Raw genomic sequence first — 25,377 nt, forward strand, 5'->3', positions numbered from 1 at the left:
ATCACGGAACTGCCAAGCTCCACCGGCACCCGGTCGATGACGCCGTCGAACGGCGCCTTCACCTCGTTGCGGTCGAGTTCGGCCTGCGCGGCTTCCAGATGCGACTGGGCTAGCGTCAGGTTGGATCGGGCCGTATCGAGCTGCAGCTTGGGCAGATTGCCGGTTTTCATTAGCCGCAATGCTGCATCGAGTTCGGCCTGACGCTGAACCAGAAGCTGCTTGGCGTTGCTGACCGCCGAAAGCTTTTCCTCGGCTGCCAACATCAGCACGAGGTCGCCGGTCTTGACGCGCTGTCCCTGCTTGACCGGCAGCTTGTCGATGACGCCGGCGACGCGGGTCGCCAGGACCGCGCGCTTGTCGGCTTCGGTCAGTCCGGAAATCCGGATGGCGCGCGCATAGGTACGCCTGGGTGGGGTTATGGTCGCGACGGTGCGCAAAGTCGCCTTGGGCTGTTCTGCCTCAATGGGCTTGGCGTTGCCGGCGTCAGCCGCCTTTGGCTGCTCGACCTCCCCCGCCTTGGGTTTGTCGGCGGCCGCGCTGCCGACGGACGAGAACTCGCCCGTCACCATCCAGGCAGCGAAACCGACAAGCACAACAATGGCTGCAAGCTTGTGAAACCTGTACTTCGGCATCGTCATTTTCCAGTGCGCGGGGTTCGGCCAGGCCGCGTCTTCTAACTCGGGCGCGTCGCCGATATGGGTGCGCGCAAGGCCGTGTTCAACTTGCCGTGATCGGCGAACGAGCTTCTACATCAAAGTTGCACCGCAATATAGTCAGAAATGTTGATGGGTAATACTTCGCTGGGCAGGATGCGGCCGCCGCCATGAGGCGCGCCGGACCAGCGCAGCCGTTCGTCTGCGAACATCGCATTCGGCGCAGTGCGGATGCGAAAGCAACCGGCAGACCGCGTCCCTCGGACAAGTCTTGGCTGCATCGACCGTCATCGGTGCCGTGCCCGGCTTGCCAGTGCCGTTGGTAAAGGCGCCAGCAAAACAGCATGGCAGCAGCTGTCAGCATGATGCGAATATTTCATGCAAAGGTCACCTCCTTCGACAAGGGCAGTGTCCGGATGCGCTTGCCTGTCAGTGCGAAGATGGCGTTGGCGAGTGCCGGTGCCGCCGGCGGCGTGCCGACTTCGCCAACGCCGCCCATCTTGTGAAAATTCTCCAGGATGGCGACTTCGAACGCCGGACACTGGGAGATGCGCATGGCGTCGTAGTCATAAAAATTCGACTGCTCGACCATGCCATCGGCGAAAGTGATCTCCTGACCCATCGCTGCCGACAGGCCGTAGATGGCGGCGGAGATGAGTTGCGCCTCGATGATACCAGGATCGAGCGCGGTGCCGACATCGGCGGCGATCCACATCTTCTCGATGCGGATCCCGGACGGCGTGTCGGCGACCTGGACGATCTCGCCGACCCAACTGCCGAAGGACAGCGTGAACGCCATGCCCTTGGCCTTGCCGGCGGGCAGCGCCTCGCCCCACTTCGCCATTTCGGCGACCTTCTCGACCACCTTCACCGCTGCCGGATAGGCAGCCATCAGCGTCTTGCGCAGTTCGACCGCATCGGTTTTCCCGGCGGTGGCGATCTCGTCCATGAAGCCCTCATGAAAGAAGCCGTTGATCGAGCAGCCGACCGATCGCCAGAAGCCGACCGGGATGGAGGCGGGCGCAGCAATGCCGCTGACCCGGTAATTCGGGATGGTGTAGGGCTGATCGTAGGCCCCATCGACAATGGACTTGTCGGGGCCAAGCGGCGGGATCGAGGGAAACAGCCGGCGCAAGGTGCTGGCTATCACCGATGGCGAGGCGATTGTCATGTCGACGGCGACCGGTATGCCGTCGTTGCCAAGCCGCGCCTGGAATCTGCCGACCGAAGCCGGCCGGTAGGCGTCGTGGCGCATGTCCTCCTCGCGCGTCCAAATCACCTTGACTGGCCGGCCTGCCGTTTCTTTCGCCATCAGCGCGGCACAGAGCGCATAATCCACCTCGATACGTCGGCCGAAGCCGCCGCCCATGAAGGTGGTGTGGACACTGACCTTGTCCTGCTCAATGCCGACAGCATTGGCGCAAAGCTGCCGCACCAAGGTCGGCGCCTGGTTGCCGCACCAGATGTCGAGGACGCCGTCCTTCAGCCGCGCCGTGGCGTTCATCGGCTCCATCGTCGCATGTGCCAGATAAGGCACGCCATAGTCGGCCTCGACGATCCTTTCGCGCGGCGCGTCGGCGAAGGCGGTATCGACATCGCCATCGTCGCGCATCACCGACCCTTTTGTGCCGAGCGCCTGCTTCAGCACCTCGGAAATGCCGGCGCTGTCCAGCGGATATTCGGGATCGGCCCATTCGGCGTCGATCGCCTCCGCCGCCTTGAACGCCGCCCAGGTGTTTTCGGCGATGATGCCGAAGCCGTGGCCGTAATTCGTGTCGATCGGCACGATCTTGATCACCCCAGGCATTTTCTCGGCGTTCGAAAAATCCGCCTTGACCGGCTTGGCCCAGAAGCGCGGGCTCATCTTGACCGTGCCGTACAGCATCTCCGGCAGCGTCACGTCGATGCCGAAGATCGGCGCCCCGGTGACCTTGGCCAGCATGTCGATGCGTTTTTGCGGTTTGCCGAGCAGTTTCCAGCCGGCTTTGTCTTTGAGCCTGATTTCCGCGGGCGGCGCCATTGTCCCAGCGGTCGCAGCGACCGCGCCATAGGTCAGCGACTTGCCCGATGCCTTGTGCAGGATCGAGCCGTTGGCCGTTTCCAGATCGGCGGCAGCTATACCGAGCTTTTGCGCGGCCGCTGCAATCAGCATCTGCCGCGCGGCGGCGCCTGCCTGCCGCATCTTGCCGAAACCATCGAGCGTCGATGTCGAACCGCCGGTGCCTTGCAGAGCGAGGAATTTTCCGGCCACGCCCATGCCGGCGCGCACTATTTCCGCGGTCATGCCTTCATCGAAGAAGGCGAACGGACCGCCCTCTTCCAGGATCGCCGCATTGAAATAGGCGTAGGAGGCCGGGCCGTGCTCGACCTTGATCTGGTCGAGCCCGACATCGAGTTCTTCGGCAACCATGGCAGCAAGCGTCGTCGAGATGCCTTGGCCCATCTCGGCACGCGGCGCGACGATGGTGATGGTGTTGTCGGCGCCGATTTTCACATAGGGGTTGAAGGTCGCTTCATCGGCCACGAGGTCGCCTTCCAGCGGATTCGGAAAAGGCTTGCGATAATAGTAATAGCCGACGGCGACGCCGCCCGCGATGGCAGCGGTGCCGATGAGAAACGTGCGGCGGGCGATCTTTCCGACACTGGCCATGGTCAGATTCCCGCCGTCTTGAGGACGACCGCTCGTCTGATCGCCGCACGGATCTTCGGGTAGGTGCCGCAGCGGCAGAGATTGCCGCCCATGGCATCGTCGATGTCGGCATCGGTCGGCTCGTCAACCTGGTCGAGCAGCGCCACCGCGCTCATGATCTGGCCGGCCTGGCAGTAGCCGCACTGGGCGACCTGCTCTTCCAGCCATGCCTGCTGTACCGGATGCAGTCTGCCTTCGGTGCCGATGCCTTCGATCGTGGTGACCGCGCCGGTGACCTCACCGACCGGCAATGAACAGGAGCGCACCGGCTGGCCGTCGACATGCACCGTGCAGGCGCCGCAGGCGGCGATGCCGCAGCCAAACTTCGGCCCGGTCTTGCCCATGAGATCGCGCAGCGCCCACAGCAGCGGCATTTCGGGATCGGCATTGACGTCGAATGCCTGCCCGTCGACGGTGAGGCGCATGGGGATACCCTTTGTTGTCGTCCACAGCCGGGCAGGCCGGTCGGCCATTCGCCCTTATACATCTTGACAAATTACGTCATTTTGTCAATAGAGCTTTTGCAGGATAAAGTCGCGCCATGATCGAGATCGAGGACATCGCCACCGACCCCAAGCGCGCCCGCATTCTGGACAGCGCGATGAAGGTGTTTCTGGCCTATGGTTTCGCCCGCACCACCATGGATGACATTGCGCGTGCCGCCGACATGTCGCGGCCGGCGCTTTATCTCCAGTTCAAGAACAAGACCGATATTTATCGCGCCATTGCGTTGATGCTGCTCTCCCGCTCGCTCGAGCAGGCGAAAACGGCACTCGCCGGCGAAGAATCATTTGCCGAGCGCACGATGCGGGCCATCGACGAAGCGCTGATCTCGATGACGCGCACCGTCCACGCCTCGCCGCATGGCGCCGAACTCCTTGACATGAAATCGAGTCTGGCCGACCTGATCGGCTGCTGGCGCAGCCGGTTTGCCGAGCATATCGCCGCAGCGATCCAGAGCGAAGCCGGACGCAATGGCGTCGATCTCACCGCCAAGGGCTTGTCGGCAAAATTGCTGGCCGACATGCTGCTCGACGGGCTGGAAGGCATGAAGATGCGCATCAGCGATCCGGACGAGCAGCGGCGGGCTGCGGCCGCGCTGATCAAGGTGATCGATCTAGCCTTGCAAAAAAACTGACAAACAAAACGCCTCATGCTCGGCGACGCGCTGCCTCGGGCTTCTTGCGTGCTGCAAGGAACTCCTTGACCCGCCGCCCCGGTGCCGGACCACGCATCGGCTTGAAGCCGTCGTCGAGCTCGCCTGAGAGGTCAAGCGTCGGCCGCTTGCCGACGGCGTCGTAATTCTCCTCCAGCCAGTCGCTGGCGGCGGTGCGGCCAAGGTCGCGCAGATAGGTCAGGAACGCCCATTCGGCATTGACCTTGGACGATGCCGACAGGTCCTTGAATGCCTCGTCGGCATCGATGCGGTGCATGCGGATGTCGCGGTATTCGCCATGCGGCAGCCGGCCGGCGGCAATCAGCTCCTTGATGAAGGCGATCGAGCGGAATTCGCGCAAGAGTCCGGCGTTGAAGGTGATCTCGTCGATGCGATTCTGGATTTCGTTGGCGCTCTTCGGCGTCCCCTCGCGGACCACCGGATTGATCTGCACCAAAAGCACGTCCTCGGTGGCAGTCGTCTTGAAGAACGGGAACAGCGCCGGATTGCCGCCATAGCCGCCATCCCAGTAGGGCACGCCCTTGATCTCGACGGCGCGGAACAGCTGCGGCAGGCAAGCCGACGCCATCACCGTGTCGAGATCGATCTCGCCATCGGAAAAGACGCGTAACTGCCCGGTCTCGACATTGGTCGCGGAGATGAACAGCTCCATCGATTTGCAGGCGCGCACATTGCCGAAATCGATCTCCTGTTCGATCACGTCGCGCAGCGGGTTGAGGCCGAGCGGGTTGGCGACATAGGGCGAAAACACCCGCGACATCGTGTCGAAAAACAGATAGCCTGGCGTGTTCTCGATCGACCAGTTGCCCCAGGCGACGTCCCACGGCATGCGCTGCACCGGGCTGAACCGGCCCTTCCGCGCCACCGCGCGCCAGAAATCGTCGAGCTTCTGCCGCGCGCCCTCGACGCCGCCGCGGACGAAGCCGTCGGCCAGCGCCACCGCGTTCATGGCGCCGGCGCTGGTGCCCGAAACCGCCGCGATGTCGAGCCGTCCGTCCTCCAGCAGCTGGTCGAGCACGCCCCAGGAAAAGGCGCCGTGCGAGCCGCCGCCCTGCAGCGCGACGTTGATCTTCTTGGGCTCCTCCGCCTTGCCGTTTGTCGTCATGGCGTTGTCCTTGATCTGTAGAGAGTCATTGCATGGATCACTGCGCGGTCCAGCCACCGTCGACCGAGATTTGCGTGCCGTTGATCTGCGCTGCCGCATCCGAGCACAGGAACACCGCGGCAGCGGCAACTTGCTCGACCGTGACGAATTCCTTGGTCGGCTGCCTGTCGAGCATGACCTCGCGGACCACCGTGTCGCGGTCCATCTTGTTCGCCTTCATCTGGTCGGGGATCTGCGCCTCGACCAGCGGCGTCAGCACATAGCCGGGACAGATGGCGTTGCAGGTGATCTTGTCGCGCGCCAGTTCCAAAGCGACCGTCTTGGTCAGCCCCATGATGCCGTGCTTGGCCGCGACATAGGCCGATTTGAACGGCGAGGCGACCAGCCCATGGGCCGAGGCGATGTTGACGATCCTGCCGCCGCCGGCTTCTCTCATCAGCGGGATGGCGGCGGCGATGGTGTGAAAGGCCGACGACAAATTGATGGCGATGATGGCGTCCCACTTCTCGACGGGAAATTCTTCCACCGGCGCGACATGCTGGATGCCGGCATTGTTGACCAGGATGTCGACCGAGCCGAAGCTCTCGGCTGCTTTTGCGACCAGCGCCCGGCATTCGGCCGGCTTCGACATATCTGCCTTGATGTAGACAGTCTTCACGCCGTGATGCCTGGCGATCGCATCGGTGACGGCCTGGTCGTCGGCCGTGTCTGAAAAGGAATTGACGACGATTTTGCAGCCATCGGCCGCGAGGGCATGGGCGATTGCCAGGCCGATGCCCGAGGTGGAACCGGTGACGATGGCGGTTTTTCTGCTGGGCAAGGCGAAATCCTTCATTACGGCGCTAACGGACCATATTGCAGCGCAGCATATATGTCTCGTGTGGCGCAAAAAACATCGGCACTCAGTAGCGATGACATGAAATTTTTGTCATGAAAGAGGACACCCTCACTCGAAGCTGTGCGCCTGACACCAGTGCGAAGACAGGTTTTGCAGTGCGAAGAAGTTTTGTCAGCGATCCCCGGAAGCCACTTCAGGGCGCTCGTGAGCTTGCGTTTCGGGATTTGTCATCTGGCTGATGAAAAGACGCAGGGCTTTCCGTACGGCGAGCGATGGCGGCTCGGACGGATGCCACTCCGGGAAATGACCATCGATCGCCATGCGTGCCAGGCCGTAGACAAATGCGCGGGCGGCAAGCACCAGATGATCGAAGTCGGTGTCCGGGGCAAGCCGACCTTGTTGTTGCGCTTGGGTCAGCAGGGCGATCATTTTCCGGCGAACGGCTTCATTCTGATCACGAAGACTGTCCGACGCGTCGAAATCAATCAGCGTTCGAGAACTGATGATCTGGAAATGCGTGGGATTGCTGATCGCCCACTCCAGATAGCCTTGCCCGATCGCTTCGAAGGCCACAATCGGATCTGCGCTGTCGACTTTGGACTGTGCATCGGCAACGGCCTCGGTCAGCCGGTTCATCGCCTGTTCGGCGACGGCAGTCAGCAGTGCTGATTTCGAGCGGAAATGCCGGAATGGCGCGCCGGGCGAAACGCCGGCACGTTTTGCCGCCTCGCGCACCGAGACATGCTCGGCTCCGCGCTCTTCGATGATCTCTACGGTAGCAGCGATCAAGGCCTCGACCAGATTGCCGTGATGATAGCGCTTGGGGTTGGCGGCTTCGCCGGAATCCGTGGGGCTGGTCATGCCTGCCAATAGCACGACGCCGATATGTAATCACTGATTATTTTCTTGCGTCCAGGCGTTTCATATGTAATCAGTGATTACAACATCAATGGAGGTTACCATGCTTCGTTTCATCGCAACGACTGCCCTTGCTTTCTGTTTACTGTCGCTCGGGTCTGCCCAGGCCGAAGATCGGCCAACCCTGCAAATCGTCTGGCCGGCGGCCGGTTCGGTCATCGAACTCGGCAATGACCCAGAGAAAGCGATGGGCATCGTCGTCAGCAGCAACTTCACGCTTCTGCCAGCGGGTGAATGCGACGGCGTCAGCCAATGCGGCCATTTGCATATGAAGATCGATCCCGCCGGAGATACCTGCAACATTCCCGGCAAGCCGTACAACAGCATGAACAGCGACTTTGGCGGCGATCTTGTCAAGGCTCGTTTCGGCCATTGCCCGGATGCCGCCGGCAAGCATGTGATCGGCGTCCTACTTGCCGATGATCATCACAAGCCCATTCTCGTCGACGGCAAACCCGTTACGGCTCTGGTGACGGTGACGACGAAATAGCGCGGTCGGGCGGGACACAGCCTCATTCGAGGCGGAGATTTTCTGACACGGCCTGCTGATGAGAGATTTCGGCCGGGCTTGGTCAGGCCGGCGATCACGACATCGTGTCGAGCTTGCGCTGCATGGCGGCGATCTGTTCCTTCAGTTCCTGAAGGTCGTCGGGCTTTTCCGACGTCTCTTTCCTGGCCGGCTCCGCCGGCGCTGCGGAAGTGCCATTCGAGCCTGCGGGTGGGAAGGGCGTGAACAGGCGCATGGCGTTCTGGAACATCTCCATATTGCGGCGCGTCTGCTCTTCCAGCGCCTTGATCGGCGTGGCGATCTTCATCATGTCCAGCGGCGACTTGCCCAACGCACCCTTCATCTGCTCGCGGAAGCGTTCCTGCTCCTTTGAGAAGGCGATCATCGACTGTTCGAGGAAGCTCGGCACGATCATCTGCATCTGGTCGCCGTAAAAAGCGATCAACTGGCGCAGGAACGGAATCGGCAGCATGTTCTGCCCTTCCTTGTTCTCCAGTTCAAAGATGATCTGGGTCAGCACCGGATGGGTGATGTCGTCGCCGGTCTTGGCGTCCTGGACGGTGAACTCCACGCCCTTCTTGACCATTTCGGCAAGGTCCTCGAGCGTCACATAGGTGCTGGTGCCGGTGTTGTAGAGGCGGCGATTGGCATATTTCTTGATGATAATCGGTTCGTCTTTCGCGGCCATCAGCATCCTCCCGGGACACCGGCGCACTTGAGGTAAGCTGCCGGTAACGATTGCGCCTTTTCAAGGATATGCGCAAAAGCGTCACAATTCCAAGCGGTTTGTGCAGTGCGGCATCAATTAATGCTGCAGGACGGGCTAAAAATGCTGCGCAGCAATGGGCCGGCTGTATCCACCACGATGCGCAACCTGCTTGCGGCGCATGGCCGGTATGCCCATTTCCGGTTTGACTTGGATCATTGAAAGGGCAAGAAAAGCCCTGACGATACAAACTGCGATACCAAAACCTCGATACCTCGAAGTGTGGAGAAGAACATGTCCGCTGCCATCGTTGTCGCCAGTGCGGCGCGCACGCCCGTCGGTTCCTTCAACGGCGCCTTCGCCGCCACGCCGGCGCATGAGCTTGGTGCCGTCGTCATCAAGGAGTTGCTGTCCCGTACCGGTGTCGAGCCGGCGGAAGTCGACGAGGTCATCCTCGGCCAGGTGCTGACCGCGGCTCAGGGCCAGAACCCCGCCCGCCAGGCATCTATCGAAGCCGGCCTGCCGAAGGAAACCACCGCCTGGGGCCTCAACCAGGTTTGCGGCTCAGGTCTGCGCGCTATTGCTCTCGGTATGCAGCAGATCGCGACAGGCGATGCCAAGGTGATCGTCGCCGGCGGGCAGGAATCGATGTCGCTGGCCCCGCACGCTCAACACCTGCGCGCCGGCGTCAAGATGGGCGACTACAAGATGATCGACATCATGATCAAGGATGGGCTGTGGGATGCCTTCAATGGCTACCACATGGGCAACACGGCCGAAAACGTCGCTCGCCAGTTCCAGATTACCCGCGAGGACCAGGACCAGCTCGCATTGGCCTCCCAGAACAAAGCAGAGGCCGCGCAGAAGGCCGGCAAATTCAAGGACGAGATCGTGGCCTTCACCGTCAAGGGCAAGAAGGGCGACACCATTGTCGACCAGGACGAATATATCCGCCACGGCGCCACGATCGAGGCGATGACCAAGCTGAGACCGGCCTTCGACAAGGACGGCACGGTGACCGCCGCTAATGCCTCCGGCATCAATGACGGCGCCGCCGCGGTGCTGCTGATGACCGAAGCGGAAGCCGCAAAGCGCGGCATCACGCCGCTGGCGCGCATCGTGTCCTGGGCGACCGCGGGTGTCGATCCGCAGATCATGGGCACCGGGCCCATTCCCGCCTCGCGCAAGGCGCTGGCCAAGGCCGGCTGGTCGGTCGGCGATCTCGACCTGGTCGAGGCCAACGAAGCCTTCGCCGCCCAGGCCTGCGCCGTCAACAAGGACATGGGCTGGGATCCGTCGATCGTCAATGTCAATGGCGGCGCCATCGCCATCGGCCATCCGATCGGCGCCTCCGGCGCCCGCATCTTCAACACGCTGGTTTACGAGATGCGCCGCAGAAGTGCCAGGAAAGGTCTCGCCACGCTGTGCATCGGCGGCGGCATGGGGGTCGCCATGTGCGTGGAAGCGCTGTGAAGTCATCTGCAAAGCGCCGTGAGGACGGAGCGAGCAAGCCGTGAAACAGTCGGTGGCGAACAGGCTCCGCCGTTAGAGCGTTTCCGTTCGCCGCCCGCCGATCGAGAAAAAGGGAGGATATCATGACAAAGGTAGCACTCGTCACCGGTGGGTCGCGCGGCATTGGCGCCGCGATCTCGATCGGCCTGAAAACCGCCGGCTATCAGGTCGCCGCGAACTACGCCGGCAATGACGAAGCGGCGCAGAAATTCAAGGCAGAGACCGGCATCCCCGTCTACAAATGGTCGGTCGCCGACTACGATGCCTGCGCCGCCGGCATCAAGCAGGTCGAGGCCGATCTCGGCCCGGTTTCCGTTCTGGTCAACAATGCCGGCATCACCCGCGACGCCATGTTCCACAAGATGACGCGCGAGCAGTGGAAAGAGGTCGTCGACACCAATCTTTCCGGCGTCTTCAACATGACGCACCCACTGTGGGTCGGCATGCGCGACCGCAAGTTCGGCCGCGTCATCACCATCTCCTCGATCAATGGCCAGAAAGGCCAGACCGGCCAGGTCAATTATTCGGCGTCGAAGGCCGGCGATATCGGCTTCACCAAGGCGCTCGCCCAGGAAGGGGCGCGGGTCGGTATCACCGTCAATGTCATCTGCCCCGGCTACATCGCCACCGAGATGGTCAGGGCGATGGACGAGAAGGTGCTCAATGAGCGCGTCATCCCGCAGATCCCGGTCGGCCGCCTCGGCGAGCCGGAAGAGATCGCACGCTGCGTCGTCTTCCTCGCTTCCGACGATGCCGGCTTCATCACCGGCTCGACCATTTCAGCCAATGGCGGCCAATATATCACCTGAGGCGTCGGCCTGTTGCCGGTGACTGTTGCAGCCCGCTGCGGCAGCGCTATGCCATGGGAGAGGCTTGAACCAGGCCGTTTTGCATTGCTGGCAGCCTGGTCAGCGACTGCGCCGACCGATGGGCGTGACGCCGATTTGTGCCGAAGCGGCACGCAAAAATTAGCGGCGGCCGCGCAGCCTGTGCAAAACCCTGTTCACAGCGTGTGGATAACAGGTGGAAAACCTGTTCACGACACAACATATTGGGGTGAACAAACCGGGAAACATGCGCCAGCGCCGATTCGTAGCCGTTTCGTTCCGGCTTTGAGCGCACCGTTAACGACAAAGGCTGAAAACATCCCCAAATCGTTAAGGCGCGTTAGGAAAGAATTAATAATTTCAGAATGTTGGATGATGCCCGCCGACCTGCGTCGATCGTTCAGCGGCAAAGGTTAACGGCGACGTCAGCCCTGCATGAAACGGGCCAGTTCGGCGATTCAGCATGTGGTGAGACTCGCCGGCGAAAAATCCAGATGTAGCCGTGAACAAAACCTGAATCTGCGCGAGTCAGCGATTCGTAGCCGATTCGTTCCAGACTCGTTCCAACTGTTAAATCGAAACGGCGAAACGGATTATCGACGCCGACGGAAGGCTTCGAGCTGCCATCGGAATATTCTGCTTTCGCTTCGCGCCCGAAATCCCTATGTGTCGGCTGTCACCCGCGCCACCACGGGGCGCGCTCCCGACAACGCGAGGCAGAGAGCCTTAATTTCCAGGTCGATGAACATCCAGCCGAAACACACTGAGCCACTGATCCTGTCAGGCCGCGACGTGACCGCTGTGCTCGGGCCAACCAACACCGGCAAGACCCATCTCGCCATCGAGCGCATGGTGGCGCATGAAAGCGGCATTATCGGCCTGCCGCTCAGGCTGCTCGCCCGCGAGGTCTACTCGCGCGTCTGCGAAAAAGTCGGCGCTCACAAGGTGGCCCTCATCACCGGTGAGGAGAAGATCCAGCCCGACGGCGCCAGATATTCGGTCTGCACCGTGGAAGCCATGCCGCGCGAGACCGACGCCGCCTTCGTTGCCGTCGACGAGGTCCAGCTGGCCGGCGACCTCGAGCGCGGCCACATCTTCACCGACCGCATCCTGCATCTGCGCGGCCGCCAGGAGACGCTGCTGCTCGGCGCAGCGACCATGCACGGCATCCTCCAGCGTCTGCTGAAGGGGGTGTCGGTGGTGACGCGGCCACGGCTGTCGCATCTCGCCTATGCCGGCTCGAAGAAGCTGACCCGCCTGCCGCGACGTACGGCGATCGTCGCCTTCTCCGCCGACGAGGTCTATGCCATCGCCGAACTGATCCGCCGCCAGCAGGGCGGTGCGGCAGTCGTGCTCGGCGCGCTATCGCCGCGCACCCGCAACGCGCAGGTGGAGCTGTTCCAGTCGGGTGATGTCGATTATCTGATTGCCACCGATGCGATCGGCATGGGCCTCAACCTCGATCTCGATCACGTCGCCTTCGCCCAGAACCGCAAGTTCGACGGCTACCAGTATCGCAACCTGACGGCGGCCGAGCTCGGCCAGATCGCCGGCCGCGCCGGCCGCCACTTGCGCGACGGAACTTTTGGCGTCACCGGCCAGGTCGATCCACTGGACGAGGAACTAGTCAAGAAGATCGAAGCGCATGATTTCGACCCGGTGAAGGTGCTGCAATGGCGCACCGCGCGTTTCGATTTCGCCAACCTCGACGCGCTGAAGCGCTCGATCGAGACCAACGCGCCGGTTGAAGGCCTGACGCGCGCGCTGCCGGCGGTCGATGCGCAGGCGCTCGAACATCTGTCCCGCGACGAGGACATCCGGACGCTTGCCACCGACGCCAGGCGCGTGGCGCTGTTGTGGGAGGCCTGCGCCCTTCCCGATTACAGGAAGATCGCCCCGGCTCAGCATGCCGACCTGATCGCCTCGATCTACATGGACCTTGCCAGGCATGGCCATGTCGATGAGAATTACATGGCCGAGCAGGTGCGCCGCGCCGACACCACCGAGGGCGACATCGACACGCTGTCGCACCGGATCGCCCAGATCCGCACCTGGACTTTCGTTTCCAACCGGCCCGGCTGGCTGGCCGATCAGGCACACTGGCAGGAAAAGACGCGCGAAATCGAAGACAGATTGTCGGATGCGCTGCATGAGCGGTTGACGAAACGCTTCGTAGACCGCAGGACTTCCGTCCTCATGCGGCGCCTTAGAGAAAATACCATGCCTGAAGCCGAAATCAGTCCAACCGGAACCGTCCTCGTCGAAGGCCATCATGTCGGCGAGTTGCAGGGGTTCCGCTTCACCGCGGACCAAAGCGCCGGCGGCGAGGACGCCAAGGCGGTGCGCACAGCAGCCCAGAAGGCGCTTGCAGCCGAATTCGAGGCGCGGGCCGAACGCTTCGGCGCCTCGGCCAATGGCGACATCGCGCTCGGCTCCGATGGCACGCTGCGCTGGATCGGCGCGCCGATCGGCACGCTGGTCGCAGGCGACGAGCCGTTGAAGCCGCGCCTGGTGCTGCTGGCCGACGAGCAGCTCACCGGTCCCGCCCGCGACAAGGTCGCGGCGCGCGCCGAGCGCTTCGTCAATTTCCAGATCGAGTCGCTGCTGAAGCCGCTGGTCGACCTCAAGAACGCCGAGCAGATCACCGGCATCGGCCGCGGCATCGCCTTCCAGCTCGTCGAGAATTTCGGCCTCATCAACCGCCGCGACATCGCCGAGGAGATGAAGTCGCTCGACCAGGAGGGCCGCGCCGCCCTGCGCCGGCTCGGCGTGCGCTTCGGCGCCTACCACGTCTTCGTGCCGGCGCTGATCAAGCCGGCTCCGGCCGGACTGGTGACGCTGTTGTGGGCGCTGCAGAACGACGGCAAGGACAAGCCTGGCTTTGGCGACGTGGTTCACGCGCTGGCCTCCGGCCGCACCTCGGTGGTCATCGATCCCACCTTCGACAAGACCTTCTACAAGCTGGCCGGCTACCGCAATCTCGGCCGTCGCGCGGTGCGCGTCGACATCCTCGAACGGCTGGCCGACCTGATCCGGCCAGCAACCAACTGGAAGCCGGGCCTCGGCCAGCGCCCTGACGGCGCCTATGATGGTCAGTCCTTCATGGTGACGCCGCCGATGATGTCGATCCTCGGCGCCACGGCCGACGACATGGAAGAGATTCTGAAAGGCCTCGGCTACCGGGCCGAGCCGAAGCCGGCTGTCGAGGTGAAGGCACGGCTCGAGGCACAGGACAATGCCGCGCGCGAAGCCGCCGCGGCCAAGCAGGCGGCGGAGACACAAGCCGAACAGGCCAAGGCAGCTGAAGCCGCGATTGCCGACGCAGCCGCCGAGGCGCCGGCCGACAGTTCTGAGCCGGATGCAGTGGCAGAAGCCACGGCGGAGGCTCTCGCGGAACCCGCTACCGAAGCGGAACCTGTCGCAGAAGCTCAACTGCAAACTCCGCCTGAGGTCACGGTAGAGGGTCTGCCTGCAGCTGAAGCCGCAGCTCGAGAGGCAGCACCCGAAACCGCCGAGGTTGAGGTCGCACCGGCGGAGCCGGCTTCCGAAGCCTCGCCCGCAACGGCAGCAGTCTCGGCCGAACCTGCCGTGGCGGCGGAAGCCGCCACCGGCGAGGCTGCTCCAGAGGCCGAGAAAGAGGCAGAAGAACCAAAACCCATCCTGTTGTGGCGGCAGGGCCGCTTCGACCAGCGCCCACGCCACCGCCACCACGACAACCGGCCCCGTGACAGGGACAATCGCCCGCGCAGCGGACAAGCCGCGCGCGATGGCCGCAGCAACGCGCCGGCAGAGGCCGGGCAGCAGGCCGGCGCTCCAGGCGACCGGCCCGCCCGTGAAGGACGCCGCGACGGCGACGGCGCCGGCAAGCCGCGCTTCGACCGCAGCAAGTTCAAGCCCAAGCCCCAGGGCGAGCCAGGCGAACGGCGCGACGGCAAGCCGCAGGGCGAACGTCCCGATCGTCGCGAAGGCCGGCCCGACTGGAAAGGCGGCAGGCCGGACGGCAAGGGTGGCGCGCCTGGTGGAAAGCCCGCGTTCCAGCCGAAGCCTCGCGAGGAGCGTCCGGTCCGCTTCGACCCGGATTCCCCCTTCGCCAAGCTCGCCGCGCTGCGCGACCACCTGAAGAAGTAAGTTCGTTCGCTCCAATGGTCACTGATGCCCGCCAGCGCATCGACAAATGGCTGTTCTTTTCGCGTGCGGTGAAATCGCGCTCGCTGGCGGCGAAGCTGGTGGTGGCCGGACGCGTTCGCATCAATCGCGACAAAGCAGCGCAGGCCTCCGATCTGGTCCGCCTCGGCGACGTCCTGACCATCACTCTCGAGCGGCGCATCTTCGTCTGGAAGGTGCTCGGCACCGGAAGCCGGCGCGGTCCCGCCGAGGAAGCGCGCTTGCTCTACGAGGATATCTCGCCACCGCCGACGCCAAAGGGCGAGGCCGTTGCCGATGCGATCCCCGCACTGCGCGATGCCGGCAGCGGCCGCCCGACCAAGAAGGAACGCCGGGAGACCGACCGGCTGCTCGGCGACGACTGACGCATAACCGGCTTTCGTCGCATCGCCGGCAGGAAATCCATTCCGGAAACACCGGCATCACGCGCAATGGCTGCCCTTGCAAGCGGCAGGCAAAGACGTTACCTCACCAAGAAAGCCTACCGCATCGGCCCGAAAATCGATATCGATTTTCCAAGAGCACGATGCGTGGATTCAAAGTGTTAGAGCGTACCTTATGCGTCCGATTGGACGCCACGTCGCCCTGATAAAACGGGACGTCCCGGAGCCGACCGATGACCTATGTCGTGACCGATAATTGCATAAAATGCAAATACATGGACTGCATCGAGGTCTGTCCGGTCGACTGTTTCTATGAGGGCGAGAACATGCTCGTCATTCATCCCGACGAGTGCATCGACTGTGGCGTCTGCGAACCGGAATGCCCGGCCGACGCGATCAAGCCGGACACCGAGCCAGGGCTCGACAAATGGCTGCAGATCAACACCGAGTACGCCGATAAATGGCCCAATATCACCGCCAAGAAGGAGCCTCCGGCCGACGCCAAGTCCTTCGATGGCGAGGCCGGCAAGTTCGAAAAATATTTTTCCCCCGAGCCCGGCCAGGGCGACTAGCGCTCGACCGCGAAAATCGAAATCGATTTTCGGAAGGACTATGCGCCAGATCAAAGTGTCACAGCGTCCTTGCGCGTCCAAAACGGGCGCGTGGCACCGTAACGGCGACGCCGGTTTGATCGGCGTCACGCGTGCTGACAGGCACCGCACGTTAACTGCCTTGACAAGCGGAGATCGCGCTTGACCTTCGCGCGTGCAGCAAAACCTTGATTCTTCCGACTTTTTGTGCTACACGAACCAAACATGCCGGTGACACAACGTCGATTTATGGCGCAAACGCCCCAAATCACTGAAAGGTGAATTTTTCAATCCGGACCAGAGTGATCTGGGGCAGGCAGTCGCGACTATGCGATTTGCCGCCCTCGGCTTTTCCGGTGGGTTCGTAGTTGTGCGGCTAACGATCGGTACCCGATCGCGCGAGTTCGACCGGCAGAATGCCGGTTCCACACCAAGGAGTTCATGGCGTAATGGCAACAATCACCCCGCAGAAGAAGTCCAGCGCAGCGCGTCACGGTTTTAAGACCGGCGAGTACATCGTCTATCCGGCGCATGGCGTCGGCCAGATCGTCTCGATCGACGAGCAGGAAGTTGCGGGCCACAAGCTGGAACTGTTCGTCATCGACTTCCAGAAGGACAAGATGCGTCTGAAGGTTCCGGTCGCCAAGGCGACCTCCATCGGCATGCGCAAGCTGTCGGAAGAGGATTACGTCGATCGCGCGCTGAAGGTCGTGCAGGGCCGCGCCCGCGTCAAGCGCACCATGTGGTCGCGCCGCGCCCAGGAATATGATGCGAAGATCAATTCCGGTGACCTGATCTCGATCTCGGAAGTTGTGCGCGACCTCTACCGCGCCGACAACCAGCCGGAGCAGTCCTATTCCGAACGCCAGCTTTATGAGGCGGCACTCGACCGCATGGCGCGCGAGATCGCGGCCGTCAACCGCATGTCGGAGACCGAAGCGGTGCGCCTCATCGAGGTGAACCTCAACAAGGGTCCGAAGCGCGGCGCCAAGGCCGACAACGAAGAAGCCGAGCAGGAAGAAGCAGCCTGAGCGCTTCTCGCCTTCGAATTTGAAAAAACCCGGCCTCGCGCCGGGTTTTTTATTCCTAAGCTCGTCGCGTTTGACTTGACTGGATCCATGCGACGCGCTTTGGGTTGTTGTTGTTATGCATGTCGTGATCGCAAAACCACCGCGCGCCCTGCATTAGTGATCGTCACCCCAAAACCGCTACGCACTTTTTGGGCGACATGCCTTAAATTTCGCCACCGGTTTCCTTCCCTGCCTCCTGCTTCAGCGTCGCGATAAACCGCTTGGTTCGCTGGCGCTCCGGATTGCTGAACAAAACCGCGGCGGGGCCTTTCTCGACGACGCTGCCGGCGTCGAGGAACACCACCTCCTGCGCGATTTTGGAGGCGAGGCGCAAATCATGCGTCGCCATCACCATGGTGGTGCCCTCGCTGGCGAGTTGGCCGAGCACGTCGACCACCTCCTGCGCCAGTTCCGGATCGAGCGCCGAGGTCGGCTCGTCGCACAGCAGCACTTTCGGCGCTGGTGCCAGCGCCCGGGCGATCGCCACGCGTTGCTGCTGGCCGCCTGACAACGTCGCCGGCCAGGCGTCGGCCTTGTGCGCCATTCCAACCTTTTCGAGCAGGGCGAGCGCCCGCTCGCGCGCTCGCCCGGCCGGCCATTTCAACACCGTCACCAGCCCCTCCATGACGTTTTCGATCGCCGTGCGGTGCGGAAACAGCTGGAAATTCTGGAACACCATGCCGGTCTGCAGCCGCAGGCGCTGGATGGCCCTGCCGGGAACCTTGCCGCCGGGATGGAATTCGAGCGCGTCGTCGCCGATGCGCACCGTGCCCGAGGTCGGGATCTCGAGCAGGTTGATGCAGCGCAGAAGCGTGCTTTTCCCACCGCCCGAGGGGCCGACAAGGGCGGTGACGCTGCCTTCCTCGATGGTGACGGTCACGCCCTTCAGCACGAGATTGTCACCAAAGCGCTTCTCGATGTCAGTGAGGCCGATCATGAGCGCGCCTCGAGGAAGCCGCCATAGCGGTTGAGCCGCTTTTCCAGGCGCGTCTGCAACGCCGACAGCACCGAGCTCAGCGCCAGATAGAGAGCCGCCGCCTCGACATAGAGGATCAGCGGCTCATAGGTGGTGGCGACAATGCGCTGCGCCGCCTGGAACATCTCCGGCACCGTGATGGCGGCGGCCAGTGATGTATCCTTGACCAGCGAGATGAAGGTGTTGGACAGCGGCGGCACCGCGACGCGGCCCGCTTGTGGAAGGATAGTGCGTCGCATCGCCTGGCCCCAGGTCATGCCGATCGAATAGGCCGCCTCCCACTGCCCCTTCGGCACCGAGCCTATGACGGCGCGGATGATCTCCGACGTATAGGCGCCGATATTGAGTGTGAAGCCGATCAACGCGGCTGAAAAGGCGTCGAGCAGGATGCCGACCGAGGGCAGGCCGTAGAAGATCAGGAAGAGCTGCACCAGAAGCGGCGTGCCACGGAAGATCCAGACATAGAAGCGGACCACGGCGACCAGCGGCTTCGCGCCGAACAGCCGGACGAGCGCTGCGACCAGTCCTACGAAGAGACCGAATGCGAACGACAGCAGCGTTAGCGGCACGGTGAAGATCAGCGCGGCCCATAGCAGCGTGGGCAACGAATCCAGCATCAATTGCAGCCAGTGCGGCACGAAAACTCTCCTTGCGAGATTGCCGCCCAAAAATCGGCCCGGCAGCATCGAGGCGCGACCATACGGTCGTCATATCACGCCAAAAGCGGCGGCCGTCAAAGACGGCTCGCCGCGATACTTTGCCATGCGGGCCGGCAACCGGCCCGCTCCGTGAAATGCGCTTACTTCGAAACGTCCTGGCCGAAGTAAGTGTCGGCGATCTTCTGGTAGGTGCCGTCGGACTTGATATCGGCCAGCGCCCGATTGATGGCGGCGACCAGGTCCGGATCGCCCTTGCGCACGAGGACGCCGGAATAGTCGGCATTTTCTTCCTGCGCGGCGATCTTCACGTTGGCGTCGGGCTTGTGCTTCTTGAAATCGAGGAAGGACAGGCTGTCGTTGATGGTGGCATCGGCGCGGCCGGTAAGAAGCAGCTGGATCGATTGGTCGAAACCATCGGTACCGACGAGTTCGGCGCCGTTCGCTTCGGCGAGCTTGCCGAAATTCGAGGTCAGCGACTGCGCCGCCTTCTTGCCCTTCAGGTCGGCAAAGCTCTTGATGTCGGTATTGTCGCCGCGCACGATCAGCACCGCCTTGGAAGCAATATAGGGATCGGAGAAATCATACTTGGCCTTGCGCTCCTCGGTGATGCCGACCTGGTTGATAACAGCGTCATAGCGCTCGGCGTCGAGGCCGGCGATCAGCCCATCCCATTTGGCTTCGAGGAATTCGGCCTTGACGCCGAGTCGCTCGGCGATCGCCTTGGCAATCTCGACGTCGAAGCCGACCAGTGCGCCCGAGGCATCATGATAGGTGAAGGGGGCATAGGTACCTTCCGTGCCGACCTTGAAGACACCGGCCTGCTTGATCTGATCGAGATTGGCGCCGGCATGGCCTGATGTGCCTGCCAGTACCTGCAGTGTTGCGGCGACGATAAGCGATTTGAGCCATTTCATTTTTCTGTGATCCCGTCATTGGCCGGCGTCCGGGGCCGGCGTCCGGCGCATTTGTGAGCTGGAAACTGACAGATGCAGCCTGGCGAAATAAGGAACCAGATTTCAAAAATGAGACACTTTCGAAATCCAATTCTCAAAACCACATCGACTCACGCCAACCGGCCGAGGAGCGACCGCCGCATCGAGCTTTCGAACAGTGCAATCCACGCGACATCAGCGGCGGAACCATTCGCGCGGGTGGCACGTTTGTTGGCTGTTGTAGGGCGCGGCGTCGCCAATTCAACCACGATGCCAGCTCAGGGCGAGCGATCGCACCGCAACGCCCGGAACAGGGAGCGTGGCATGATGGAAGATACGGCAGGGCGAACCATGGTCCGCGCGGCGATGAAAGCCCCCTATCTCGAGCGCGACGAGGAGCATGTTCTCGCGCTGCGCTGGAAGGAAAACAACGACCAGCAGGCACTGCACCAAATCGCCATGGCGCATATGCGGCTGGTTATTTCCATGGCCTCGAAGTTCCGCCACTATGGCCTGCCCCTGGGCGACCTGGTGCAGGAAGGCCATGTCGGCCTGCTGGAGGCAGCGGCCCGTTTCGAACCGGAGCGCGAGGTGCGGTTTTCGACCTATGCGACATGGTGGATCCGTGCCTCGATGCAGGACTATATCCTGCGCAACTGGTCGATCGTGCGCGGCGGCACCAGTTCGGCGCAAAAGGCGCTGTTCTTCAATTTGCGGCGCCTGCGCGCCCGCTTGGCGAACGGTGCCGAGCCGATCTCGAACACCTCGCTCTACCGCGAGGTGTCGGTGGCGCTCGGCGTCTCCGAGGCGGATGTGGCGATGATGGACTCGCGCCTTTCGGCCCCGGACAGTTCGCTCAACCAGCCGCTCGCCGACGATGCGGGCGCCACCGAGCGAATGGATTTCCTGGTTTCGGACGATCCTTTGCCGGACGAAGTCGTGGGCGACACGATCGATGTCGAACGCCGCTCTGTCTGGCTGAAAACCGCGCTCGGCGCGCTCAATGCCCGCGAGCTCAGGATCATCGAGGAACGCCGGCTGAGCGACGAGGGCGCGACGCTCGAAGCCCTCGGCGAGGCGCTTGGCATCTCCAAGGAACGCGTCCGCCAGATCGAGGCACGCGCCATGGAAAAGCTCAAGATAGCGCTGGTGAAGCAAAACCCCGAGTTTCTGGCGACCGCCGCCTAGGGTGTGTTGCGATTCAGGTTAGGACGAGTCGGAGTCGAAGACGGGCGCGAAGCGACCGACCAAACCAGGTGGTTTCCGAGAACCGGAGCGGAGCGTGTACGTGAGCACCGGCCTACGCCGGCCGTAGCCTTACTGCCGCGACCGCTCATGAGTGCTCCGGCCGGCGAAGGTCGGAAGCGCAGGAAATTGCCGTTTGCGGGCCGGCATCACCTGAATATCGACACACCCTATCTGTCGGTGATGATCTTGACCTTGTCGCCGGCCGAAACGGCTGCGCCGGGCGACATTGCATTGAGCACCCTGAACAGGTCGAGCTTGCGGTCGACGCCGACCATCTGCGCCGCGAGCGAACCCATGGTCTGTCCGGGCCGGACCGTGACGACGCGGATATGCAGCGGCTTCAGCGCTGCTTTTTCGGCCGCGCTCAAGATCCGGAACGAGCCGCTGACCGAGCGCGCCACCGCGTCCAGCGAGGTGCTGGCGGAGGGGGCTGCCGTCAGCAGCCGGTAGACCTGGCCGCCGGCGCGGATCACCGCGATGCCGAACTGCCAGCCCTCGGCGCTGGCATGCGCCGTCGCCGCCTCGTTGCCGTTGATTGTTTCCTGGCGCACGCTGCTTTCGTCGAGACCGGCCACCCAGCCGCTGCGGAGGTAGTCGGTCAGCGATCGGTTCCTGTCGATCGAGACGCCGTCGAAGCGGATCGCTATGTCGCCCGGCCCGGTTGCCGTCACCGCCGCGGCCGAGTTGTCGATGATGAAGCCGTCGGGCACCGAGAACGACACGCCGAGCCCCGGATGCAGGAAGGTTTCGCCACGCACATAGCCTTCCTCCGGTGTGTCGCCGTAGAGCAGCCCGTCTATGCCGGCGAGGAAGGCGTCGCGGTCGCGCGTGCCGACGCCGGGCGCGCCGAACTGGCGGGCATGGCGCTGCGCCAGATCGATGCGTTGCGGCGTGTTCGGGTGCGTTGCTAGGAAGTCGAGGCTGGCGTCGGTGGCGCCGCTGATCGAGCGGAAATCGGTGTAGGCCGACATGGACTGCAGGAAGCGGCCGGCGGCAAACGGATCGAAGCCCGCCTCGCCGATCGACTTGATGCCGATGCCGTCGGCCTCCAGCTCCTGATTGCGCGAGAACTGGGCAAGCCGCAGCTTGCCGCGGATCAGTGCCGCCTTGGCGGTCGGGCTGTCGCCGAGCACATCCGAGACAACTTTTGTCGCAAAGCCTTCCTCGGCCTCGAGCTGCTGGCGCTGCAAGCCGTGGTTTGCAGTGACATGGCCCATCTCATGCGCGATGACCGCAGCGAGCTCGGCCGAATCGTTGGCCAGCGCCAACAGGCCGCGCGTGATGTAGAGATAGCCGCCAGGCAATGCGAAAGCGTTGACATTGGGCGAATTGAGGATCGTGATGCGGTAGGTCTGGCTCGGGTTGGCCGAAACCACCGTCAGGCTGCCGACGACCTTGGCGACCATGCGCTCGAGCTTGGGATCGGAATATTCGCCGCCATAGGTCGCGAGGATGCGCGGATGCTGCGCCTTGGCCATTTCGGCGACCTTGCTGTTGGCGGCAACATTGTCGACGGTGACCGGTTTGCTGGAAGGCTGGAAGCCGGATTCCTGAACGTCCGGAGGCGTGAACATCTGGCAGCTTGCCAACGCCATGGCAAAGCCGGCCAGCGCCAGGAAGCGCGCCAGCGGTTTCCTTCTCACTCTGTCTGTGCCGGTCGGCAGAACAGCTTCCTTTCGGCTCTCAGCACATGTCCCGAAAATCGGGCACGATTTTCAGATCATGCGCAAAATCAACTGCCACAGCGTCCTTCGAGCCCACGAGCGCGGATGGCACCGTAGTGGCAAATCACAACCTATGCCGGACCAGTATCGGAGGACCTAGCCACACTACTTTGACCATGGCAAGCAAACGCCACATCGCCTGAAGCCGGTTTGGCCGTAAATTATGTCCGCTTCCGGGCAACATCTCGTGATCCTGCGCCAAACGGACCTGCTCCGATATAGCGCCGAAAGGCTTCCGGTCCAGCCTTGGTAAAGAAATCGGCGACAGTCCCGGTTGCGGCAACCGTGCCATTGTCCAGGAACACCATGTCCTGGCCGATACGGTGGGCGTCCTCCGGCTGATGGGTGACGAACAGCACTGTCATGCGCCGCTCCGCTTGGAGGTCGGCTACCAGATCGAGCATGTCGTCGCGCAAGGCCGGTCCGAGCGAGGCGAACGGTTCGTCGAGCAAGAGCACCGGCCGGTCGCGCACCAGGACGCGGGCGAGCGCGACGCGCTGCCGCTCGCCGCCGGAGAGTTCGCGCGGCAGGCGCCGTTGCTTGCCGGCAAGGCCGACGCGCTTGAGCGCCCCAGCGATTGCGGCGTGGTCGGTCTCGGTCAGCCTGAGCGATGGCGAGCGGCCAAGGCCGACATTTCGTTCGACCGAAAGATGGGCGAAGAGATTGTTTTCCTGGAACACCATCGACACTGGCCGCGCCGAAGGCGGTTTGCCGCCGACATCGCCGCCACCGATCAGCACGCGGCCCGATCGCGGCGTCTCGAAGCCGGCCACCAGGCTGAGCAGTGTCGATTTTCCCGAGCCGCTCGGCCCCATGATGGCGGTGATCTTCGAGGCGGCGAACTCGACATCGAATAAAAACGGCGCTTCGCCATAGCTGAACGAGGCCTTTTCCAGCCGCACAGCCGTACCGTTTTCGCTGTTGAGCATCATGATCTTTCTCCCCGTCCCAGCCAGTCCGCGGCCAGGACAAGCGCGAGACAGACCAGGCCGAGCAGCAATGCCAGGCCGGCCGCGTCCATCGTGCGGTAGCTGCCCATGCGGGCCAGCAAGAGATAAGGCAGCGTCTGCAGGGAGTCGCTGCCAAACAGGGCAATGACGCCGAGATCGCCGAGCGACAAAGCCATCGCGAACGCGAAACCGGTGGCGAGCGGCCGCCGCAGCGACGGCCAGTCGACCAGCCGGAAACGATTCCAGCCCGAAATGCCAAGCAGCAAACAGAGCCGCTCGTGGCGTTCGCTCGCCGCATCATAGCCGGGGCGAATGGCGCGGATGGCAAACGGCATCGCCATCACCGCATTGACGGCGACGACCATGACAGGGGCGATGGCAAAGACGTCGCTGACGGTCCGCAGCAGCAGGAACCAGCCGGCGCCGATGACGACGGGCGGCACGACGAGGACGAAGCCGGCGCCGGTATCGGTGGCGTATTCGAGCAGCGTCCTGGCGCCGACGCGACGCCTCAAGGCCAGCGCCCGGCGTGCCATGACCTGCGACAGCGACAGCGCCACTGCAAGCAGCGCCGCCAGCAAGGCGAGCACGGCGCTGGTCAGCGCCGCTTGCCGCACCGCGCTCTCGCCCGCCAGCCGGCCGAGATCGGCGCCAAGGCCTGACGTCACCGTGGCCGCCATCGGCCCGGCGACGAACAGCAAAGCGAGGATGATCAATGCTGCGTTCAGCACGGTCTCGGCGGCGCCGGCCGAAAGATAGCGGCGCGAAGCCACCGGCAGGTTGGCGTCGCCGACGGTATTGGCGCCGAGCCGCATCAATGCCAGTACGACGACGAAGGTCAGCGCGATCTGCAGCACTGTCAGCGTCACCGCGCGGGCAGGATCGAAATCGAAACGCAGCGCCTGGTAGATGGCGACCTCCAGCGTTGTCGCACGCGGCCCGCCGCCCAGCGTGAGTACGATGGTAAAGGATGTGATGCAGAGCATGAAGACAAGCCCGGCGACGCCCGGCAGCGCCGCGCGCAGCGTCGGCCATTCAATCAGCCGGAAGGCGGGCCTGGCGCCCATGCCAAGTTGGCTCGCCAGCCGCCACTGGTCGGCCGGCACTGTCGCAAGCGCTTCGAGGAACAGCCGCGTCGCCAGCGGCAGATTGAAGAAGACATGGGCGACGAGTATGCCGGACAGGCCGTATATGCCCGGCCAGCCCTGACCGCCGTTCGCGCTGAGCACTCCGGCGAAATAGCCGGCACGGCCATAGAGTGCCAGAATCCCGAGTGCTGCGACGATGGCCGGCAGCGCGAGCGGCACGGCGAAGAGCTGCAGGATCAGGCCGCGACCAAAGAAGCGCGGATGCCGCGACAGCGCCCGCGCCACGAACAGCGCTGGCACGACGGAGAGCAGTGTCGACAGCAATGCCTGCCACAACGTGAATCGGGCGACGCGGAAGAGGTAGGAATCGAAGGCCGACGCGGCGCCGGACGGATCGCGGGCGCCTTCGACGATGAGCCCGGCGAACGCGCCGCCGATCAGCAGCGCAACAGCGGCAAGCGCGATGGTGCCGGCGGTGATGCGGGGATCTCTACGATGGCCAGTGTGCATTCCGCGCTGCCCAACTTAACGGCGGGCGCTGAAAGATGGGATGTGGCTGAGGTCGAGTTCCCGCCCACCCCCTTCTGGCCTGCCGGCCATCTCCCCCACAAGGGGGGAGATTGGAAGCTTCACCCTCGCCTCAATCCTTCGACTGTTGCG

22 protein-coding genes are annotated in these 25,377 nt (G+C 63.2%); 9 read left to right on the forward strand and 13 right to left on the reverse strand.

The genetic code is table 11. The annotated features are described in order from the left end of the window. The 3 genes from AC0L2A_RS33420 to AC0L2A_RS33430 form a co-directional block, all read right to left on the reverse strand. Positions 1-632 (reverse strand): efflux RND transporter periplasmic adaptor subunit (locus tag AC0L2A_RS33420; protein ID WP_473612467.1); only part of this gene is annotated, 632 nt, incomplete at its 3' end. A 397-nt stretch (positions 633-1,029) separates the two neighbouring features. Then, positions 1,030-3,303, reverse strand: coding sequence for a xanthine dehydrogenase family protein molybdopterin-binding subunit (locus tag AC0L2A_RS33425; RefSeq protein WP_473612468.1), 2,274 nt, complete (start codon positions 3,301-3,303; stop codon positions 1,030-1,032). A gap of 2 nt (positions 3,304-3,305) precedes the next feature. Further along, the gene (locus tag AC0L2A_RS33430) at positions 3,306-3,767 is read right to left on the reverse strand and encodes a (2Fe-2S)-binding protein (protein WP_473612469.1); all 462 of its coding nucleotides are present in this window, start codon (positions 3,765-3,767) and stop codon (positions 3,306-3,308) included. A gap of 116 nt (positions 3,768-3,883) precedes the next feature. Between AC0L2A_RS33430 and AC0L2A_RS33435 the strand changes: the two genes are divergently transcribed. Next, entirely contained in the window at positions 3,884-4,480 is a 597-nt protein-coding gene (locus tag AC0L2A_RS33435; RefSeq protein WP_091593351.1) for a TetR/AcrR family transcriptional regulator, read from the forward strand. A 13-nt stretch (positions 4,481-4,493) separates the two neighbouring features. Here the strand turns inward: AC0L2A_RS33435 and AC0L2A_RS33440 are convergent, their stop codons facing one another. The 3 genes from AC0L2A_RS33440 to AC0L2A_RS33450 form a co-directional block, all read right to left on the reverse strand. Continuing rightward, positions 4,494-5,624, reverse strand: coding sequence for a patatin-like phospholipase family protein (locus tag AC0L2A_RS33440; RefSeq protein WP_027152943.1), 1,131 nt, complete (start codon positions 5,622-5,624; stop codon positions 4,494-4,496). A 37-nt stretch (positions 5,625-5,661) separates the two neighbouring features. Further along, on the reverse strand, positions 5,662-6,444 hold the full coding sequence (locus AC0L2A_RS33445) for a 3-hydroxybutyrate dehydrogenase (RefSeq protein ID WP_473612471.1): 783 nt from the start codon (positions 6,442-6,444) through the stop codon (positions 5,662-5,664). Between the two features lie 189 nt (positions 6,445-6,633). Next, the gene (locus AC0L2A_RS33450) at positions 6,634-7,323 is read right to left on the reverse strand and encodes a TetR/AcrR family transcriptional regulator (RefSeq protein WP_473612472.1); all 690 of its coding nucleotides are present in this window, start codon (positions 7,321-7,323) and stop codon (positions 6,634-6,636) included. A 244-nt stretch (positions 7,324-7,567) separates the two neighbouring features. Between AC0L2A_RS33450 and AC0L2A_RS33455 the strand changes: the two genes are divergently transcribed. Continuing rightward, positions 7,568-7,870 carry a hypothetical protein gene (locus AC0L2A_RS33455; RefSeq protein ID WP_473612473.1) on the forward strand — a complete coding sequence of 101 codons (303 nt, stop codon included), beginning with the start codon at positions 7,568-7,570 and terminating at the stop codon, positions 7,868-7,870. Between the two features lie 94 nt (positions 7,871-7,964). Here AC0L2A_RS33455 and phaR read toward each other — a convergent pair whose 3' ends face one another. After that, a complete protein-coding gene (phaR, locus tag AC0L2A_RS33460; RefSeq protein WP_027152940.1) occupies positions 7,965-8,576 on the reverse strand; it encodes a polyhydroxyalkanoate synthesis repressor PhaR in 612 nt (203 codons plus the stop codon). Positions 8,577-8,888: 312 nt separating this feature from the next. Between phaR and AC0L2A_RS33465 the strand changes: the two genes are divergently transcribed. The 6 genes from AC0L2A_RS33465 to AC0L2A_RS33490 all read left to right on the forward strand — a co-directional run bounded on the left by AC0L2A_RS33465 (position 8,889) and on the right by AC0L2A_RS33490 (position 17,101). Continuing rightward, positions 8,889-10,067, forward strand: a complete 1,179-nt coding sequence (locus AC0L2A_RS33465) for an acetyl-CoA C-acetyltransferase (RefSeq protein ID WP_236384913.1) — start codon at positions 8,889-8,891, stop codon at positions 10,065-10,067. A 122-nt stretch (positions 10,068-10,189) separates the two neighbouring features. After that, positions 10,190-10,915 carry an acetoacetyl-CoA reductase gene (gene phbB / locus AC0L2A_RS33470; RefSeq protein ID WP_091593354.1) on the forward strand — a complete coding sequence of 242 codons (726 nt, stop codon included), beginning with the start codon at positions 10,190-10,192 and terminating at the stop codon, positions 10,913-10,915. A 759-nt stretch (positions 10,916-11,674) separates the two neighbouring features. Then, positions 11,675-15,061 (forward strand): helicase-related protein, encoded by a 3,387-nt coding sequence (locus AC0L2A_RS33475; protein WP_473612475.1) that lies wholly within the window; start codon positions 11,675-11,677, stop codon positions 15,059-15,061. Positions 15,062-15,075: 14 nt separating this feature from the next. After that, positions 15,076-15,462 carry an RNA-binding S4 domain-containing protein gene (locus AC0L2A_RS33480; protein WP_023803891.1) on the forward strand — a complete coding sequence of 129 codons (387 nt, stop codon included), beginning with the start codon at positions 15,076-15,078 and terminating at the stop codon, positions 15,460-15,462. A gap of 251 nt (positions 15,463-15,713) precedes the next feature. Further along, on the forward strand, positions 15,714-16,052 hold the full coding sequence (gene fdxA, locus AC0L2A_RS33485; protein WP_023803892.1) for a ferredoxin FdxA: 339 nt from the start codon (positions 15,714-15,716) through the stop codon (positions 16,050-16,052). 467 nt (positions 16,053-16,519) lie between these two features. Continuing rightward, entirely contained in the window at positions 16,520-17,101 is a 582-nt protein-coding gene (locus tag AC0L2A_RS33490) for a CarD family transcriptional regulator (protein ID WP_027152934.1), read from the forward strand. Positions 17,102-17,303: 202 nt separating this feature from the next. Here AC0L2A_RS33490 and AC0L2A_RS33495 read toward each other — a convergent pair whose 3' ends face one another. The 3 genes from AC0L2A_RS33495 to AC0L2A_RS33505 form a co-directional block, all read right to left on the reverse strand. Then, the gene (locus AC0L2A_RS33495) at positions 17,304-18,077 is read right to left on the reverse strand and encodes an amino acid ABC transporter ATP-binding protein (protein WP_473612476.1); all 774 of its coding nucleotides are present in this window, start codon (positions 18,075-18,077) and stop codon (positions 17,304-17,306) included. After that, a complete protein-coding gene (locus AC0L2A_RS33500) occupies positions 18,074-18,754 on the reverse strand; it encodes an ABC transporter permease subunit (protein WP_473612477.1) in 681 nt (226 codons plus the stop codon). The genes AC0L2A_RS33495 and AC0L2A_RS33500 overlap by 4 nt, the downstream gene beginning before the upstream one ends. A 161-nt stretch (positions 18,755-18,915) precedes the next feature. Beyond that, on the reverse strand, positions 18,916-19,689 hold the full coding sequence (locus AC0L2A_RS33505; protein ID WP_473612479.1) for an amino acid ABC transporter substrate-binding protein: 774 nt from the start codon (positions 19,687-19,689) through the stop codon (positions 18,916-18,918). Between the two features lie 342 nt (positions 19,690-20,031). On the opposite strand from AC0L2A_RS33505, the gene AC0L2A_RS33510 reads away from it, so the two are divergent. Next, positions 20,032-20,895 carry an RNA polymerase factor sigma-32 gene (locus tag AC0L2A_RS33510; RefSeq protein ID WP_473612480.1) on the forward strand — a complete coding sequence of 288 codons (864 nt, stop codon included), beginning with the start codon at positions 20,032-20,034 and terminating at the stop codon, positions 20,893-20,895. A gap of 227 nt (positions 20,896-21,122) precedes the next feature. Here the strand turns inward: AC0L2A_RS33510 and AC0L2A_RS33515 are convergent, their stop codons facing one another. The 3 genes from AC0L2A_RS33515 to thiP form a co-directional block, all read right to left on the reverse strand. Continuing rightward, complete coding sequence (locus AC0L2A_RS33515; protein WP_236369087.1) at positions 21,123-22,550, reverse strand: M48 family metalloprotease; 1,428 nt, start codon at positions 22,548-22,550, stop codon at positions 21,123-21,125. A 290-nt stretch (positions 22,551-22,840) separates the two neighbouring features. After that, positions 22,841-23,611 carry a thiamine ABC transporter ATP-binding protein gene (gene thiQ / locus AC0L2A_RS33520; RefSeq protein WP_473612481.1) on the reverse strand — a complete coding sequence of 257 codons (771 nt, stop codon included), beginning with the start codon at positions 23,609-23,611 and terminating at the stop codon, positions 22,841-22,843. Continuing rightward, on the reverse strand, positions 23,608-25,227 hold the full coding sequence (thiP, locus tag AC0L2A_RS33525) for a thiamine/thiamine pyrophosphate ABC transporter permease (RefSeq protein ID WP_473612483.1): 1,620 nt from the start codon (positions 25,225-25,227) through the stop codon (positions 23,608-23,610). Before thiP ends, thiQ begins: the two co-directional genes overlap by 4 nt. Positions 25,228-25,377 lie beyond the last annotated feature (150 nt).

Source organism: Mesorhizobium sp. WSM4844, from assembly GCF_055811775.1.

What these genes read in the sequence shown, in the direction of transcription:
- AC0L2A_RS33425 (WP_473612468.1), bottom strand. Translation starts at nt 3,303, where the DNA reads ATGGCCAGTGTCGGAAAGATCGCCCGCCGCACGTTTCTCATCGGCACC.
- AC0L2A_RS33430 (WP_473612469.1), bottom strand. Translation starts at nt 3,767, where the DNA reads ATGCGCCTCACCGTCGACGGGCAGGCATTCGACGTCAATGCCGATCCC.
- AC0L2A_RS33435 (WP_091593351.1), top strand. Translation starts at nt 3,884, where the DNA reads ATGATCGAGATCGAGGACATCGCCACCGACCCCAAGCGCGCCCGCATT.
- AC0L2A_RS33440 (WP_027152943.1), bottom strand. Translation starts at nt 5,624, where the DNA reads ATGACGACAAACGGCAAGGCGGAGGAGCCCAAGAAGATCAACGTCGCG.
- AC0L2A_RS33450 (WP_473612472.1), bottom strand. Translation starts at nt 7,323, where the DNA reads ATGACCAGCCCCACGGATTCCGGCGAAGCCGCCAACCCCAAGCGCTAT.
- AC0L2A_RS33455 (WP_473612473.1), top strand. Translation starts at nt 7,568, where the DNA reads ATGGGCATCGTCGTCAGCAGCAACTTCACGCTTCTGCCAGCGGGTGAA.
- phaR (WP_027152940.1), bottom strand. Translation starts at nt 8,576, where the DNA reads ATGGCCGCGAAAGACGAACCGATTATCATCAAGAAATATGCCAATCGC.
- AC0L2A_RS33465 (WP_236384913.1), top strand. Translation starts at nt 8,889, where the DNA reads ATGTCCGCTGCCATCGTTGTCGCCAGTGCGGCGCGCACGCCCGTCGGT.
- phbB (WP_091593354.1), top strand. Translation starts at nt 10,190, where the DNA reads ATGACAAAGGTAGCACTCGTCACCGGTGGGTCGCGCGGCATTGGCGCC.
- AC0L2A_RS33475 (WP_473612475.1), top strand. Translation starts at nt 11,675, where the DNA reads ATGAACATCCAGCCGAAACACACTGAGCCACTGATCCTGTCAGGCCGC.
- AC0L2A_RS33480 (WP_023803891.1), top strand. Translation starts at nt 15,076, where the DNA reads ATGGTCACTGATGCCCGCCAGCGCATCGACAAATGGCTGTTCTTTTCG.
- fdxA (WP_023803892.1), top strand. Translation starts at nt 15,714, where the DNA reads ATGACCTATGTCGTGACCGATAATTGCATAAAATGCAAATACATGGAC.
- AC0L2A_RS33490 (WP_027152934.1), top strand. Translation starts at nt 16,520, where the DNA reads ATGGCAACAATCACCCCGCAGAAGAAGTCCAGCGCAGCGCGTCACGGT.
- AC0L2A_RS33495 (WP_473612476.1), bottom strand. Translation starts at nt 18,077, where the DNA reads ATGATCGGCCTCACTGACATCGAGAAGCGCTTTGGTGACAATCTCGTG.
- AC0L2A_RS33505 (WP_473612479.1), bottom strand. Translation starts at nt 19,689, where the DNA reads ATGAAATGGCTCAAATCGCTTATCGTCGCCGCAACACTGCAGGTACTG.
- AC0L2A_RS33510 (WP_473612480.1), top strand. Translation starts at nt 20,032, where the DNA reads ATGATGGAAGATACGGCAGGGCGAACCATGGTCCGCGCGGCGATGAAA.
- AC0L2A_RS33515 (WP_236369087.1), bottom strand. Translation starts at nt 22,550, where the DNA reads ATGGCGTTGGCAAGCTGCCAGATGTTCACGCCTCCGGACGTTCAGGAA.
- thiQ (WP_473612481.1), bottom strand. Translation starts at nt 23,611, where the DNA reads ATGATGCTCAACAGCGAAAACGGTACGGCTGTGCGGCTGGAAAAGGCC.
- thiP (WP_473612483.1), bottom strand. Translation starts at nt 25,227, where the DNA reads ATGCACACTGGCCATCGTAGAGATCCCCGCATCACCGCCGGCACCATC.